The sequence below is a fragment of the Arthrobacter bambusae genome (genome assembly GCF_022606295.1).
Taxonomy (GTDB): domain Bacteria; phylum Actinomycetota; class Actinomycetes; order Actinomycetales; family Micrococcaceae; genus Arthrobacter; species Arthrobacter bambusae_A.
On record NZ_JAHHZS010000006.1, the window covers coordinates 18255 to 32758 of the forward strand.

The following is a 14504-nucleotide window of genomic DNA, read 5'->3' on the forward strand; positions in this document are numbered from 1 at the left end:
TCGCCCTGACCAGCGCCAGCAGCAATGATCACGGTGGCTGTGACGAAACTGCGTCGCGAAAGGACGACGCGGATTATCCGGCCCGACTCATGATGCTTACCCACAACCACCCCCGGAAACAGGCGCACTTCCCAGACCGGGAGCGCTCGTCATATTGTCGCCGCATCCATAGGGAATGTGAACACTCGACTTGCTACTTGGCTGGCACACCTGCCACTTATTGGACTACTTCCAGGGTCCTCCTTCCAGGAAGCCCGCGCAGTCCTCACCATGCCTATTCGGCCGTATCCTCAGAGACGGACCCAGCCCGGGCCCTGGCGAAGCAGCTGACTGTGCGGTCGGCTATTGCGCATCCTCTTGGCAATGCTCACAACGGTTTTGGAGTGCTCTGATGTCCCTGGCCGCGGATGTCCTTAAAGCAGTCGTGGTTGTTAGCGGCTCGGTGGTCGTGGCTGTCCCGCCCGTAGGGTGGTTTACGTTCAACAATCCTTCCGCTCGCCCCAGACGTGAGCATCTTCCGGATATGATCCAAAGCCGGCTGGCGTATTCCAGTAGCCCTTAGATTGTGTTTGCCCGGGTTCGCTCAACCGCACCAGCTGGGGAGGAAACCGGGAACGTATTTAGGGATGGTGCCTGATTTTAAGTCCACGAGGTCCATCCGGATGGGGGTGGTTTCGGACCCGGCCGGGCGCGCGCTGGCGATCGCAAGAACGCCTCACACCAACTCTAGGTACCGGTCCCACGTGCAGACAGGCCCCTCGGACCTGAAAACCACACCTCAAGAAGCCGATTTGGACACACTAACTAGCTACATCAGAAGTTCTACCTAACGGAAGCGTCAGATGAACGAGTGTCGGCTACTCGTTTCCATGGCTAGTGCTGGTCGTAGTCTCTCAGGTACGAGTGCGAGCGATTCCCGGGCACCAGTTACCGCCGGTTGGGAACCATGATCGGAATCCCTTTCAAACGGCACCGTCTTGGAACGCCCAGAAGGGATCACCGGGCTGCTTTTGCGTTGCCGAGGCTGGGGAGGAATTGACCATGAAGACCATGAATGAGCAACAGGAGGCGGTGGTACCCCCACGTGATGGCCGCGCGGGACCCGACCACCGGGGATTGCGGAACGATAGACACTTTGGCAAACGCTGGACCGCTTTCGGCAGCACGGCGCTGGTTGTGGCCGGCCTGCTGGCCGCGGTGGGATTCGCCGCTCCGGCACATGCTGCCCCGAACACTGTGGTGTCGCTGACGTTCGATGACGGCAACGCGGACCAATTGACGGCCGAAGCCACGATGAAGAGCCTGGGCTTGGTCGGCACGTTTTTCATCACCACCGGGTGGATCGACCAGCCCACCTACCTGACCACAGCCAACCTGCACCAAATCTTCGCCGACGGCAATGAGATCGGCGGCCACACCGTGACCCACCCGGATCTTGTGTCCCTGATCCCCGCTGAAGCGACACGGCAGATCTGTGACGGGCGCGTGGCGCTGATGAACATGGGCTTTAAAGTCACTAGTTTCGCCTACCCCTTCGCCTCCGAAGACGCGAACACCGAAGCCTTGGTAAAGGGGTGCGGCTTCAACAGCGCCCGCGGACTGGGCGATGCCGCCGGCCCGGACCCGGCCTCGGCGACGCTTCCCGCGGCAGACACCATCCCCCCGGCCAATCCCTACGTCACGGCGGCACCGGATGAGGTAGACAGCACCTGGACCCTGGCGACCTTGGAGAACCAGGTGACCCACGCCCAAACAACCACCGGCGGATGGGTCCAGCTGACCTTCCATCACATCGCCGTCGGCACGGACCCGACTCTGACGATCACCCCGACCCTGTTCAGCCAGTTCGCCAGCTGGCTGGCACAGCAAAAGGCAGCCGGTACGGTCGCGGTTCAGACCGTGGACCAGGTCATCGGCGGGACCCAGCAGCCCGCTGTCCAGGGCCCTGCCGTACCCCCACCGCCCCCTCCGGGGACGAACATGATCCAAAACCCCGGCCTGGAAACCCTGGTCAACACAATCCCGCAGTGCTGGGCAGCCGGCGGGTACGGCACCAACACCCCTGCCTTCGCCGTTGTCTCCCCCGGCCACACCGGTAAGAACGCGGAACAGCTCACCCTGACAGGCTGGGTGTCCGGGGACGCGAAACTCCTGCCCGCCCTGGACCTAGGCGGCTGCTCGCCGACAGGAACACCCGGACATACGTATCAGCTGAAAGCCTGGTATAAATCCACCGCGGCAACCCAATTCGAACTCTATTACCGTATTGGTAACGGGTTCTGGAAGTACTGGACCGCAAGCCCCTTGATCGGCGCCGCGGCGAACTGGACCCAAACCACCTGGACCACACCTCCCCTGCCGGCCGGCGCCTCAGGGATCAGTTGGGGCCTGAACATCCAAACCAACGGCACCATCACCACCGACGACTACGAGATGTACGACGTCGCCGTCGTCCCGCCTCCGCCGCCACCACCGGCCGGCGGCAACCTGGTACAAAACCCCAGCCTTGAAACGGCCGGTACGGGTTCGTTCCCGCAGTGCTGGCAGGCCGGCGGATACGGCACCAACACCGCCACATTCAGCACGGTAGCTACCGCGCACACCGGCACCAAGGCGGAGAAACTCACCATCACGGGATACTCGAGCGGTGACGCGAAACTTTTGCCCACCATGGACACCAGCACCTGCCCACCCGCAGCCGTCGCAGGCCACACCTACTCGGTGCGTGTCTGGTACACCTCCACAGCCGTCACACAGTTCGCCCTGTATTACCGTGACGCCTCCAACAACTGGGTGTATTGGACCTCCGGACCCTGGCTGGCCGCCTCCAGCACCTACACCCAGGCAAGCTTCACGACGCCGGCGCTCCCCGCCGGGGCCACTGCCATCAGTTTCGGGTTGAGCTTGTTCAGCAACGGATCGGTCACCACCGACGACTACGCGATGTACGACTCCGTAGGAGCTCCGCCCCTCTGATGACAGCCTTCCACAGACCTCGGAAACTGCTGAGCGTCGCAGACCGCTGGTGTGACAGATCCTGCGTGAACGCCGAGCTGTGATTCGGGCGTGGCGTCCAGCGGGCGCACCTACATCAGCTTCGGAGGCGATGTCGGGGTCGACCCAGTCTAGTAAATATCCGGGGCGAATCGCCGTGGCTGGGTGGCCGTGCCAAGGTCGAATCGATCACTTGGCCGCGCTCTCAGCCCATCGTCATGCCGCCCCGAAAGACATCTGCACCCATTTGCAAATTCCTGAGCAGACGTTCTACCAGTGGCGGGTGAAGCACGTCGGCCCCCGTGCCTACCGAATCGGCCGCCATCTGTGGATCAGCCGGAGTGAATGCAATTCGTGGTTATCCTTGCGCATGGAAGATTAGGCGCTTTACCAGCGGCTTTTGTCGTTCTGATGCTCGATCATCGCTGGGCGGGTCCTCCGCGCAACCAGGGCGCTGCGCGCCGCTCGCAATCCAAAACTTCCTTCGGCGCTCCGCTCATTTCCTCCCGAAGTTTTGGATTGTTCCCGGTCCCCCAAGTTGCGCTCCTGCCCCTTATGCCCAGCGGTAGATCCTTTGTCACAACGACGCAGAAATCTGACCGGGACGATGTAGCCCGTTCAAGGAAACCGCGTTGAACTATCCGGTGTTCCGGATAATTCCCGATGGTCCATGAGGCCCCGGGCTACGGCTCGCGGGGCTTTACCCGGGTTGTTGGAAGAGTCGTGCGAGCCCGGTTTCCGAATCCGAGAGGGCGAGCACGACGTCACCGGCATGCAGTGTGGTTTCGCCGCGGACTTGGATGAGCTGGCCGTCTCGTCGGATCATGCTGATCCACCCTGATTCGCCCAGGGCCATCTCCGCAATGGTCGAGCCATCCGCCGGGGATCCGGGCTCGACGACGTGGCGGTGCAGTCCGTGCGGTTCGTCGGTGAACCGCAGGCCAATGCCCCAGGGTTCCGGGTCGATGCGGCGCATCGGCACGTGCAGGAGTGCGGCTAGGTAGGGCACGAGTGTGCCTTGAACGATGACCGAGGTCAGGACGACGATGAAGATAATGGAGTAGATGCGTGACGCATCGGGCGGTCCGGCGCTGAGGATGAACATGCCCAGCAGGATCGGGACGGCTCCTTTGAGGCCGGCGAGCAGGATGAAGGCGCGTTCGCCGCGGCGCAGCCGGATGGGTATTGTGAGCAATCCGACAAGGGCGGGGCGGATGATGAGGATGAGCAGGCCGGCAAGGGCCAGCCCGGTCCCCAGCTCGCCGGAGCGGAGGACCTCCAGGAGCGGGACGCTGAGCCCCAGAACTGTGAACGCGACGATTTCGGCCAGGCTGGCGATGCCGGCGCTGAAGCGTTCGATGTCGCGTTTGTGAGGGGCGCGTTGGTCGCCGATGATGATTCCTGCCAGAAACACTGCCAAGAACCCTGAACCGTGGAGCAAGGTCGTTGCGGCATAGATGAAGGCAACAGCCGCCATCGTTCCCACCGAGTGCAGGGCTTCGTTCGGCAGGGCAACCTTGCGCATCAGCGCCAATAAGCCATGTCCGGCCAAGAAACCGATGAGAGCACCGACGGCCATTTGGAGCATGAAGTCCGCTGTGCCGACGGCCACGGCGTCAAGCCCGCCACCTGTGGCGCCGAGCAGGCTGATCATCAAGGCGATGCCGACCGGGTCGTTCGCCCCCGATTCACCCTCCAAGATGGTGCCTGTGCGGCCGGTGATTTCCCGGCCGCCCAGGACGGAGAACACGACGGCGGGATCTGTCGGGGACAGGGCCGCACCGATGAGCAGGGCCGCGCCCCAACCGAATCCAAAAAACGCATGAGCGGCCAGTGCCAGGGCGGCTGCCGTTGCCGCGGTTCCGGCGATCCCGATCCACGCTATGGCCCCGGCTGATTGACGGAACCGGTGCCAGCCGATGTGCATGCCGCCATCGAAGAGGATGAATACCAAGGCAACGGTGACGATTCGTTCATCCACAGTCACCGGGATGTGTTCGAGCCCGGGTACAACATCGGAGGCCAGGGACGCGGCCAAGAGAAACAAGGCCGGCGCGGGTACACGGAGCCGGGCGCTGAGGCGATGGGTCAACACGGCGGCAAGCAGAGCGCCCGCGACCAAGAGCATCATGAGGGAAAACGGCTCGAGGTCGATCACGTGTTGAATGCTACGCCGCGAACGGGCACCGGGAACTGAAGCCGGTGTCAGAAGCCAGAGCTTGACCTGTCAAGAATCGCTGCCACGCTCCGTCGACCGAGGCCCGACCTGGCCTGCCGCGATGAGGGCATCAGCCCTTCCCGTTTCCGTTGCCGGGTTTCGACGGGGCTGTCGGGGCCTGGGGCGCCCTCGGCTGCGGTGCCTGGCTCGGGGTCCCTCCGGTGGCCTGGTCGCTGCTGCGGGTCTGTGCCGCGGAGCCGCCGATGAGGCTCTGCGGCGGGGCGTCGAAGTCGCCGTGGTCGTAGAGACCGACGACCTGCTGCATGTACTGCGCCCACTGTGGTCCGGCGATGTAGGCCCCGTCGACCACGGGGTAGTATCTGCCGTTGACCGTGATGTCGCGTCCGAGCCGGGAGGGACCGCCGTTGAAGGGGTCTCCGAAGAAGGACGCCGTTGCCAGGCCTTTGGTGTAGCCAAGAACCCAGGTCTGGTTGTTGTACTGGTTGGTGCCGGTCTTGGCGGCGTCCGGGACGCCGAGCTTCTGCGGGATGAGCAGGCCGGAGCCCTTGGTGAGGACGTCCTGGAGGACATTGGTGGTCGCCTTGGCGACATCCGGTTTCAGGGCGTTCGGCTGGCACGCCGATGCCTGCCCGCCGATTCTCTTGCCCGAGGCGTCGTCGACTTCGGCGATCGAGATGGGTGCGCAGTACGTGCCGTCCGCGGCGAAGGTAGCGAAGGCGTTGGCCATCGTCAGGGGGGCGACGTTCTGGCTGCCCAGGATATTACCCAGGGTCGAGAGGTCGATCTTCTTGTCGTTCCCGTCGCCCAGGTGCAGGCCGATGGCGTCGGCCGCCCGCTGGACGTCGCAGAAGTCGTTCAGGCCGGCCAGGGACGCGAACGTCGCGGTGTTGATTGAGTTGTAGATGCCCTGCCGGACGGTCATGGGCCGGTACCAGCCGGGTTCGTCGTTCTGCAGGTCCGTGGAGGGTGGAAGAGTGCTGTCGAACCAGCCATGGACGGCCCCGCATGTCGTCTTCCACGGGTAGTTGACGCCGTAGCGACGCCTTGACGCGTCGACAATCTGGTTCGTTGTTTTGCCTTCGCCGAGCCAGGCCGCGAGGGTCACCGGCTTCATGGTCGAGCCGGGCTGCATGCCGCCCACGCCGCCCAGGTCGTTGCCGTTGGCGTCCGCGCGGTCGACGTTGAAGTTGTAGGTCGAGACGAAGCTTGTGCCCTGGCCGGCGAGCGTACGGGAGTTCTGTGCCATGGCGAGGACCTTGCCTGTGCCGGGCTGGACCGTCACGAGGGAGGCGCCCCATTTGTCCGGGTTCGTCCCGGTCGTGGCGTCGACCTGGGCCTGGGCGGGTCCTTGGAGGCGCGGGTCCAGGGTGGTCTTGATGGTCAGGCCGCCGCGCATGATCTTCTGGATCCGGTCCTCCTGTGTCGCGCCATAGGCCGGGTCGTTCTGGATCTGGTGGAGGACGTAATCGCAGAAGTACTGGGCCTGGACGGCGTAGGCGCAGCCCTGCTTGGGCGGGTTGACCTTCAGCTGGATCGGGGTGTTGACGGCGTCGTCGTGCTGCCGCTGGTTGATGTAGCCGTGCTGGAGCATCGCATCGAGCACCAGGTCCCGCCGCGTTTTGGACGCCACCGGGTGCTGGGTGGGGTCGAACAGCGAGGGTCCGTTGACCAGGCCGGCGAGCAGGGCCGCCTGGGGCACCGTAAGGTCCTTGGCGTCAACGGAGAAGAAGTACTGGCTGGCGGCCTGGATGCCGTAGGCGTTGGCGTTGAAGCCGACGATGTTGAGGTAGCCGGCGAGGATCTGGTCCTTCGTGAACTGCTTCTCGAGGCCGATGGCGAGCTTCATCTCCCGGAGCTTGTCGTTGATGGTCTTCTGGCCGTTGAGCACCACCTGGGCGTCCTTGCCCTGGGCGATGAGGTTCTCGTTGAGCACGTTGGTCACGTACTGCTGGGTCAACGTGGAGGCGCCCTGCCGGGCCCCGCCGCTGTTCGTCACGAGGGCGCGCAGGATGCCGGTCGGGTCGATGCCGCCGTGCTGGTAGAAGCGGTAATCCTCGATCGCGACGATAGCGTTCTTGATGTTCGGGGACATCTGCTCGAGGGGAACCTGGGTGCGGTTCTCGTTGAACAGCGTCGCGATCTGGGATCCGTCTGCTGCGAGTACCCTCGTCACCTGCCCGGCAGGTGCCACAGTCAGCTCACTGGGCAGCCCGTTGAAGAACTGGGCCGAGCCGCTCGCTGTGATCCCGGCCACCGCTGCGGCGGGGACCATCAGGCCGGCCACGAGCATCCCGCAGACGGCGCTCACGCCGAGGAAGAGCAGGATCCGGCCGAGCGTTGTTCCCGTGTCCAGGAGCGGGTTCCTGCCGGAAGTCACAGCGGCCGGCGCAGGGCTCCGGGCCGGATCGGACCCAGCACCGTGCGGAAGCATGCCTCGTTCACGGGGCCAAGGCCGAATTCGTATCCGATTGAACATATCTTCCTCAGGTTCTCTGGCGATGGATCGGGTTGGTTGTCGGGCGTCGTGCCCCGCGTCTCTCAAGTGCCCGGGTGGTGAGCATTGCCCGCAAATCGCACACGTGGGCGGGGTGCGGGCTGGGTCGGTTCCGCGCCGTCATGCGGGCTCTGAGGGTCAGCTGCCTGTAGTCAGCGGTTCAGAGGAGTCCGGCGCGGAATCCCCAGGCACGGCCGTCGAGCGTCTGCGCCGGAACAGCAGGACGAACGCGACGGCGCCCGCCAGGAAGATGAGGCCGGCAACCCAGGTGTTCACCCGGAGCCCGAGGATCAGGTTGGCATAGTCGGAGCGCATCAGTTCAAAAGCGAAGCGCCCCGCCGTGTAGCCGGCGACATACAGGGAGAACACGCTTCCCGCCCCGAGGGTGAAGCGCCGGTCCACATACAAAAGAAGAAGCCCGACGACGACGCACCACAGGGACTCGTAGAGGAACGTGGGCTGGAAATAGCCCAGGACCACCGGCGCGCCCGAGGGATCGGTCACCGCCGAGCCAGTTGCAGCATCCATCTGATGGATCTGGAGTTTCCACGGCAGAGCGGTCGGATCCCCGTAGAGCTCGTTGTTGAACCAGTTACCCCACCGGCCCAGGGCCTGGGCAAAAACCACACCTGGCGCCACTGCGTCCAGGAACGCCACCAAAGACACCTTCGCCCTGCGGCAGCCGATCCATGCCCCCACGACGCCCAAGGCCACGGCGCCCCAGATCCCCAGGCCTCCGTCCCAGATAGCAAAGGCATTCCACGGATTCTTTCCCGGAAGGAAGTAGAGCTCGGGATCGGTGATGACGTGGTAGAGCCTGCCCCCGATGATCCCTGCGGGCACCGCCCAGAGGCAAATGTCCAGGACCTGCCCGGGCGCACCGCCGCGGGCGGTCCAACGCCGGGACGTCAGCCAGACGGCCAGCACGATCCCGGCCAGGATGCACAGCGCGTAGAAGTGGATGGTCAGGGGGCCTAGGTGAAAGGCGCTGACGGTCGGCGAGGGGAAGAAGGAATCAGAGGCAGTCATGGAGATTCGGGATCCTGTTCGGGAAGTTAGGGCAAAAACAGTGTTGCTCGGCAACCTTGAGGTCAGCCGGGTTCCGAATGGTCCTCCGGAGCCGGAAGAGCCTTGGGGCGGGCGCGCCGTCCCAGAAACGACAGTATGGCTGCCGCGGCACCGAGCACCGCGAAGAGCGCCACCGCGATCCGGAAACCGAGTCCGGGGACCGCCGGGGCTCCGGCACTGTTGCCCAGGGCGTTGGCGAGGGAGTACGCGACGGCGCCCAGGGCGACGCCCAGGGAGGTTCCGACGCCCCGGGTCATGTTCAAGACGCCGCTGACCATGCCGGCCTGGTGGTCGTGTCCGGCCGCTGCCACGGAGGCGTTGTTGGCTGGGGTGAACAGGCCAAGCCCCAGACCCATGGCCGCGAGGGCGGCTGCCGTGACCCACAGATCATGGGAGGAGAAGACGAGCGCGGCCAGCGCGGCTGCGGCCAGTCCCATGCCTGCGGACGCCGGCAACCGGGCGCCGAATCGGTCCGCCAGCAGACCCGCAACCGGTGCAACGAGTCCCAATGAGACCGGCAGGACCGTCAGCAGCAGTCCGGCCTGGGCCGGGGGAAGGAAATACTCCGATTCCAGATGCAGCGGTGTGACGAACAGGACCCCGAACAGCACGAGATAGCCCAGCAGACCGGTCGCGACGCCCCGGCTGAATGTCCCGGACCTGAACAGCGACAGGTCTACCAAGGGGTGTCTTGCCCGGCGTTCCCGCAGGGCAAAGAGAACGAAAAGAACCAGCGATGCGCCCAGCAGTCCGAGAACAACGGAGTTGCCGAAACCGAGCCTGGCCGCCTCCGACAAAGCCAGGAGCAGGGCCCCGACGGCCGGCATCAGGGCAACCAGCCCCAGCCAGTCCAGCCGGGCACGGGGGGCCTTGAGGTGGGTGCGCGGGAGCAGGAACCAGCCCAACAGCAACCCGATAATCCCTGCGGGGATGTTGACGAAGAACACCCACCGCCACCCACCCAGGCCGATCAGGAGGCCTCCGACCGAAGGGCCCATGGCCAGGCCGATGGCCTGCGCGGCACCCTGGAGGCCGATGGCCTTACCAAGCTTCCCGGCAGGCATGCTCGTCCGGATCAGGGCAACACTGTTGGCCTGCAACATGGCCGCGCCGACCGCCTGGACAGCCCTGGCCACCAGGAGCCAGGTGATGTCGGGGGCAAGCGCGCACCCCAGGGAAGCGAGGGTAAACAGGGCGAACCCATAGGTGTAGAGCAGCTTCCGCCCCACCATGTCCGCCAGTCGGCCGACCGCCGAGATGCTGCCCACCAGCACCAGAAGGTAAATCAGCGCCACCCACTCCACCTGGGCGAGGGTGGCGTTCATGTCAGTCCTGATGGCCGGCACCGCCAGTGTCACGATGCTGGCATCCAGCTGGCCCATGAACGCGCCGATACACACCGTTGCCACGACCAGCCACGGCGCACCGGGTCGTCGCCGGATCCAGTCAGGCCTGGCCGGTTCCCGCCACAGCTTCCCCCAGCCGGTGGGCGGAGCGGAGGAGAAAGGGGCTGTGCCTGAAGAAAGTTGTTCGGTCACAGAACTATTCTATAGGGGGAATACCGGGTTAGGCTAATGGCATGAACACCGTCAATGCGTCCGACCCGGCCACCGACCCGGCGGTCCGTGACTATGCCGGCGCCGATGCCTGGTCGCTGACCGGGGTGATCACGCGTCTGCGGCGGGTCCTGCGCTCCAGCGTGCGGCAGGAGTTCCCCTGGGAATCCCTGCCCATGGCCCAGGTGGAGGTCATGCAACGCCTTGCCGATGAGCCCGGCATGGGGGTCAGTGACCTCGCCGACCGCCAACGGCTGGCGACCAACACCGTCAGCAGCCTGGTCCAGCAAATGGTGACCGCAGGATTCGTGGAACGCACCCCCCGTCCGGGGGACCGCAGGGCCGTGAACCTGATCCTGACGCAGACCGGCACGGAGATACTGGCAGCATGGCAGGCCGCCAACGACCGAAGGCTCGGCCAAGCCTTGGAACGGCTCCCGGAGGCCTACCAGAACGTAATAGAAAACGCCGTCCCTGCCCTGGCCGCCCTCGCGGCGCTGCTGGAAGCCGAGGACCAGACCCGGAACCGGGACCAGGCACGGCAAAGCGGGACACGGCCGTGACGGGCACGCCCCGGCCGCCACGCACCGACAGGTATTGGCCGGTTCTCCTGCTCGACATCACAGCGGTCACTGTTCTTGTCGTCCTCGCCCTGGCACTGCCCGCCGGTCCCTGGTGGTGGAACCTCGCCGCCCTCTGGACCGCCGTCGCCGTACTGCGGGCCCTCAACCAACACCAAAGCCTCGCGCGGGAACACCCCTAGAAACGCGATTATCCGCGGCACAGCACCGTAGGCCGACTCGGCGATAAGACGACTACTTTCCGGGAAGGGTGGATCCGGTCGCGCCGGGACCTGAGAGGATACGCAGGACCGAGGTCTGGTCCAGCCAGCCCCGGAGGATGCCGTCGTCATCAGTTACCGGGGTTCCTGCGCTGGCCGAGGAGTCCAGCAGGGTGTCGAGAACGGATTCAAGGCTCGCGCCGGGCAGGACGGTAGCGGGCATTTCGGCGGCGTCCGAAAGGAGGATCCGCTCCGCGTCCTCGTCGTTGCTGAGGACTTCGGAGAGGGAGTGCACGGTCACTATTCCCTTCAATAATCCTTCCCGGTCCGTGACCGGCAAGGCCAGGTGTCCCTCGGCGAGCAGCCTTCGTGCTCCTTCGGTGACGGCCATGTCCGAAGGCAGCGGCTGCAGCCCGGTGTCCATGATGGCTCCTACGTTCATGCTGCGCAGCAGTTCGGTGCCGGGGTGCCGTTCGAGGTCGATCCCGCGGCGGCGCAGCTTGAGCGTGTAGATGGTGTCCCTGGACAGGGCCTTGGACACTCCGGAGGCGACCACAATGGCCAGCATCAGGGGCAGGATGATCGAATATTCGCCGGTCAGTTCGAACATGATGAGTACCGCCGTGATCGGTGCCCGGGCTGCGCCGGCGAACACGGCACCCATGCCGACCAGGGCGAAGGCCCCCACCTGGCCGTGCAGGGCCGGATCCAGGAAACCGGCAACCTCGCCGAACGCGGCGCCAAGCATGGCTCCGATGAACAAGGACGGGGCGAACACGCCCCCGGATCCGCCGATACCTATGGTCAGGCTGGTAGCGACGATCTTGCCCACGAGCAGGAGCAGCAGAAAACCGACCGCGTAGCTGCCTGCCACCCCGGCCTGGAGGACCGGGTAGCCCACCCCGTACATCTGCGGCAGCACCAGCAGCAGCGACCCCAGCAGCAGACCGCCCGCGACCGGGCGCAGCCACTCCGGGCCGCGCCAGGCCCAGTCGCACAGGTCCTCGATCTTGTACAGGATCCGGGTGAAGCCGATGCCGGTAACGGCCGCCAGCAGGCCCAGCAGGATGAAGAGCGGATACTCGACCCCCGAGGAGACGCTGAAGGCAGGCAATTGGAGGAACGCTTGGTTCCCCAGGAAGGTCCTGCCGATGATCGATGCGGTGACCGAGGCCAGGACCACGGCGCCGAACGCGCCGGCGGCAAAATCGGCCAGCAGCAGCTCCAGGGCGAAGAACACCCCAGCGATGGGGGCGTTGAACGTCGCGGCAATCCCGCCGGCGGCTCCGCAGGCCACCAGGGTCCGGACCCTGGATTCGGGCAGCCTGAGAGTCTGGGCAAGCCAGGACCCCAGGGCCGAACCGATCTGCACGATCGGCCCCTCCCTGCCCACGGATCCTCCGGAACCGATGCAGATCGCCGAAGCCAGCGCCTTGACGACGGCGACCCTGCCCTTGATGCGGCCCCCGTGCTGGCTGACCGCATACATGACCTCCGGGACGCCGTGGCCCCGGGCCTCCGGGGCGAAGCGCTTCACCAGCGGCCCGTACAACAGGCCCCCGGCCGCCGGGGCCAGGACGACGAAGGCGCCTCCCAGCCACGGAACCCACGGATGGGCACTGCCACCCGGAGCGGCCGAGTAGTCGGTGGTGCCGCTAAAGAACAACGTCGCCGCGGTGATCAGCCAGCGGAACCCGACAGCCGCGAACCCGGCCCCGGCACCCACCACGACAGCCATGGCCACCAGCTGGTAGGAGGAGCGCGCCAATGTCCTCCGGAACACAGCCGCCCGGCCGGGCAGGAACCAGCGACTGGAATGAGCGGGCTGCGCGGTCAAGGAAACTCCGATTCATTACGTGACACAACATATGTACTATGACAAGTATGAAGAATACCACCAACGCCGTCGGACCCTCCGGTGATGCACGGACCAGGCACCGGGACGACGCCGCCCTCGAGAGCACGTTGACAGCCTCCCGGGCGCTGCTGGGGGTGATCGCCCGGTCCCTGGCGCCGGTGATGGACACGGTAACGTTGCCCCAGTTCCGGGTCCTGGTGATCCTGTCGAACTTCGGTCCGCTGCGCATGGGTGAACTGGCCCAGCATGTAGGTGCGAAGCAGTCAAGCTTCAGCCGTTTCGCCGACAGGATGGTCGCCGGCGGTCTGATCGCCCGCGCGGCCAGCCCCGACAGCCGGCGCGAGGTGATCATTTCCCTCACCGAGAAAGGCGAAAGGGTCTACGCCGAAGTCACGGATGCGCGCCGGCGCGAGATCTCCTTGGTTCTTCAGGATCTCTCCGGCCCGGATCTGGACGCGGTCCGTGCAGGTTTTGAGGTTTTTGCCCGTGCCGCCGGGGAGCCCTCCGCGGACGAGACCCTCATCCTGGGGATCTAGGGGTGGCGCTGCTGGCCGCCATGCCGGACCCCGGTGCCGGGGATCCGGGAGCAGCGATGACCGGGCCCATGTGGATGCCGGACCCGCCACCCACGCTGGAACGCGTGCTGGCCTGGCACCCCCAGCCCGTCCCCCTTCTGCCGTTGTTCGTCCTGGTCCTGTTGGTCCTTTACGGCCTCGGCGTCTTCATTCTCTTCCGCCGGGGTGTGCGCTGGCCGCCTGCCCGGATCATCTGGTGGCTTCTGGGGACGGCGACCGTACTGCTCGTCACCGCCACCGGGATCGAGGGCTACGGGATGGAGCTGTTCAGCATCCACATGGTCCAGCACATGGTCCTGAACATGCTCGCCCCGGTCTTCCTGGTCCTCGGGGCCCCGGTGACCCTGCTGCTCAGGGCATTGCCGGCAGGGCCGGGGCGGCGCGGCCGTGTCCGCAGGATCGTTCTGCGGGTCCTGCACAGCCGGGGCGCCGCCGTCCTGATGCATCCGGCCGTGACGTTCGCCCTGTTCATCACCAGCCTGTACGGGCTGTATTTCACACCCGTCTTCGACTACCTGATGGGCACCTGGTGGGGGCACAACCTGATGCTCGTCCACTTTTTACTCATCGGATTCCTCTACTTCTGGGGGATCATCGGCGTCGACCCCTCCCCGCGGAAAGCCCGGGGCGGGCTGCGCGCCAAGGCCGGGCCGGTACTGCCCGTGCTCGAACTGGCCGCTACCGCGCCCTTCCACGCCTTTTTCGGGGTTGTGGTCATGATGTCCACGACGCTGCTGGTGAAGTTCTACGCGATGCCGATGCCCGGCTGGCACGTGTCTCCGCTGGCTGACCAGGCCGCCGGCGGCGGCATCGCCTGGGGATTCACCGAACTTCCCACCCTCCTTGTCCTCGGGGTGCTCGTGGTGAAATGGCAGAAATCGGACCAACGCACCACCGGGGCCGCAGAGAGACGTGCGTCCCGTGAAGGCGACACCGAACTTGCCGACTACAACGCCTACCTCCTCTCCCTGGAGACCCGCAACGGGGGCCGGCGCTGAC

General features: G+C 65.5%; 10 protein-coding genes. 5 read left to right on the forward strand and 5 right to left on the reverse strand.

Annotation, left to right across the window (positions count from 1 at the left end; genetic code table 11):
• Nucleotides 1-1041 precede the first annotated feature (1041 nt).
• Nucleotides 1042-2976 (forward strand): polysaccharide deacetylase family protein, encoded by a 1935-nt coding sequence (locus KNN17_RS05760; protein WP_241707868.1) that lies wholly within the window; start codon nucleotides 1042-1044, stop codon nucleotides 2974-2976.
• A 718-nt stretch (nucleotides 2977-3694) separates the two neighbouring features.
• On the opposite strand, the gene KNN17_RS05765 is transcribed toward KNN17_RS05760, so the two are convergent.
• The 4 genes from KNN17_RS05765 to KNN17_RS05780 all read right to left on the reverse strand — a co-directional run bounded on the left by KNN17_RS05765 (nucleotide 3695) and on the right by KNN17_RS05780 (nucleotide 10273).
• Nucleotides 3695-5152, reverse strand: coding sequence for a cation:proton antiporter domain-containing protein (locus KNN17_RS05765; protein WP_241707869.1), 1458 nt, complete (start codon nucleotides 5150-5152; stop codon nucleotides 3695-3697).
• Nucleotides 5153-5282: 130 nt separating this feature from the next.
• Nucleotides 5283-7550 (reverse strand): transglycosylase domain-containing protein, encoded by a 2268-nt coding sequence (locus KNN17_RS05770; RefSeq protein ID WP_241707870.1) that lies wholly within the window; start codon nucleotides 7548-7550, stop codon nucleotides 5283-5285.
• Between the two features lie 255 nt (nucleotides 7551-7805).
• The gene (gene lgt / locus KNN17_RS05775; protein WP_241707871.1) at nucleotides 7806-8696 is read right to left on the reverse strand and encodes a prolipoprotein diacylglyceryl transferase; all 891 of its coding nucleotides are present in this window, start codon (nucleotides 8694-8696) and stop codon (nucleotides 7806-7808) included.
• Nucleotides 8697-8758: 62 nt separating this feature from the next.
• Nucleotides 8759-10273, reverse strand: a complete 1515-nt coding sequence (locus KNN17_RS05780) for a DHA2 family efflux MFS transporter permease subunit (protein ID WP_241707872.1) — start codon at nucleotides 10271-10273, stop codon at nucleotides 8759-8761.
• A gap of 41 nt (nucleotides 10274-10314) precedes the next feature.
• Between KNN17_RS05780 and KNN17_RS05785 the strand changes: the two genes are divergently transcribed.
• Together KNN17_RS05785 and KNN17_RS05790 are read left to right on the forward strand one after the other, a co-directional pair.
• Entirely contained in the window at nucleotides 10315-10854 is a 540-nt protein-coding gene (locus KNN17_RS05785; protein ID WP_241707873.1) for a MarR family winged helix-turn-helix transcriptional regulator, read from the forward strand.
• Entirely contained in the window at nucleotides 10851-11054 is a 204-nt protein-coding gene (locus tag KNN17_RS05790; protein WP_241707874.1) for a hypothetical protein, read from the forward strand. Before KNN17_RS05785 ends, KNN17_RS05790 begins: the two co-directional genes overlap by 4 nt.
• A gap of 52 nt (nucleotides 11055-11106) precedes the next feature.
• On the opposite strand, the gene KNN17_RS05795 is transcribed toward KNN17_RS05790, so the two are convergent.
• Nucleotides 11107-12909 (reverse strand): chloride channel protein, encoded by a 1803-nt coding sequence (locus tag KNN17_RS05795; RefSeq protein ID WP_241707875.1) that lies wholly within the window; start codon nucleotides 12907-12909, stop codon nucleotides 11107-11109.
• Between the two features lie 47 nt (nucleotides 12910-12956).
• On the opposite strand from KNN17_RS05795, the gene KNN17_RS05800 reads away from it, so the two are divergent.
• Together KNN17_RS05800 and KNN17_RS05805 are read left to right on the forward strand one after the other, a co-directional pair.
• On the forward strand, nucleotides 12957-13466 hold the full coding sequence (locus tag KNN17_RS05800; protein WP_241707876.1) for a MarR family winged helix-turn-helix transcriptional regulator: 510 nt from the start codon (nucleotides 12957-12959) through the stop codon (nucleotides 13464-13466).
• A gap of 2 nt (nucleotides 13467-13468) precedes the next feature.
• Nucleotides 13469-14503: a cytochrome c oxidase assembly protein gene (locus KNN17_RS05805; protein ID WP_241707877.1), complete on the forward strand. Its 1035-nt coding sequence runs from the start codon at nucleotides 13469-13471 to the stop codon at nucleotides 14501-14503.
• The last annotated feature ends 1 nt before the right edge of the window (nucleotide 14504 follow it).

What these genes read in the sequence shown, in the direction of transcription:
- KNN17_RS05760 (WP_241707868.1), top strand. Translation starts at nt 1,042, where the DNA reads ATGAAGACCATGAATGAGCAACAGGAGGCGGTGGTACCCCCACGTGAT.
- lgt (WP_241707871.1), bottom strand. Translation starts at nt 8,696, where the DNA reads ATGACTGCCTCTGATTCCTTCTTCCCCTCGCCGACCGTCAGCGCCTTT.
- KNN17_RS05785 (WP_241707873.1), top strand. Translation starts at nt 10,315, where the DNA reads ATGAACACCGTCAATGCGTCCGACCCGGCCACCGACCCGGCGGTCCGT.
- KNN17_RS05800 (WP_241707876.1), top strand. Translation starts at nt 12,957, where the DNA reads ATGAAGAATACCACCAACGCCGTCGGACCCTCCGGTGATGCACGGACC.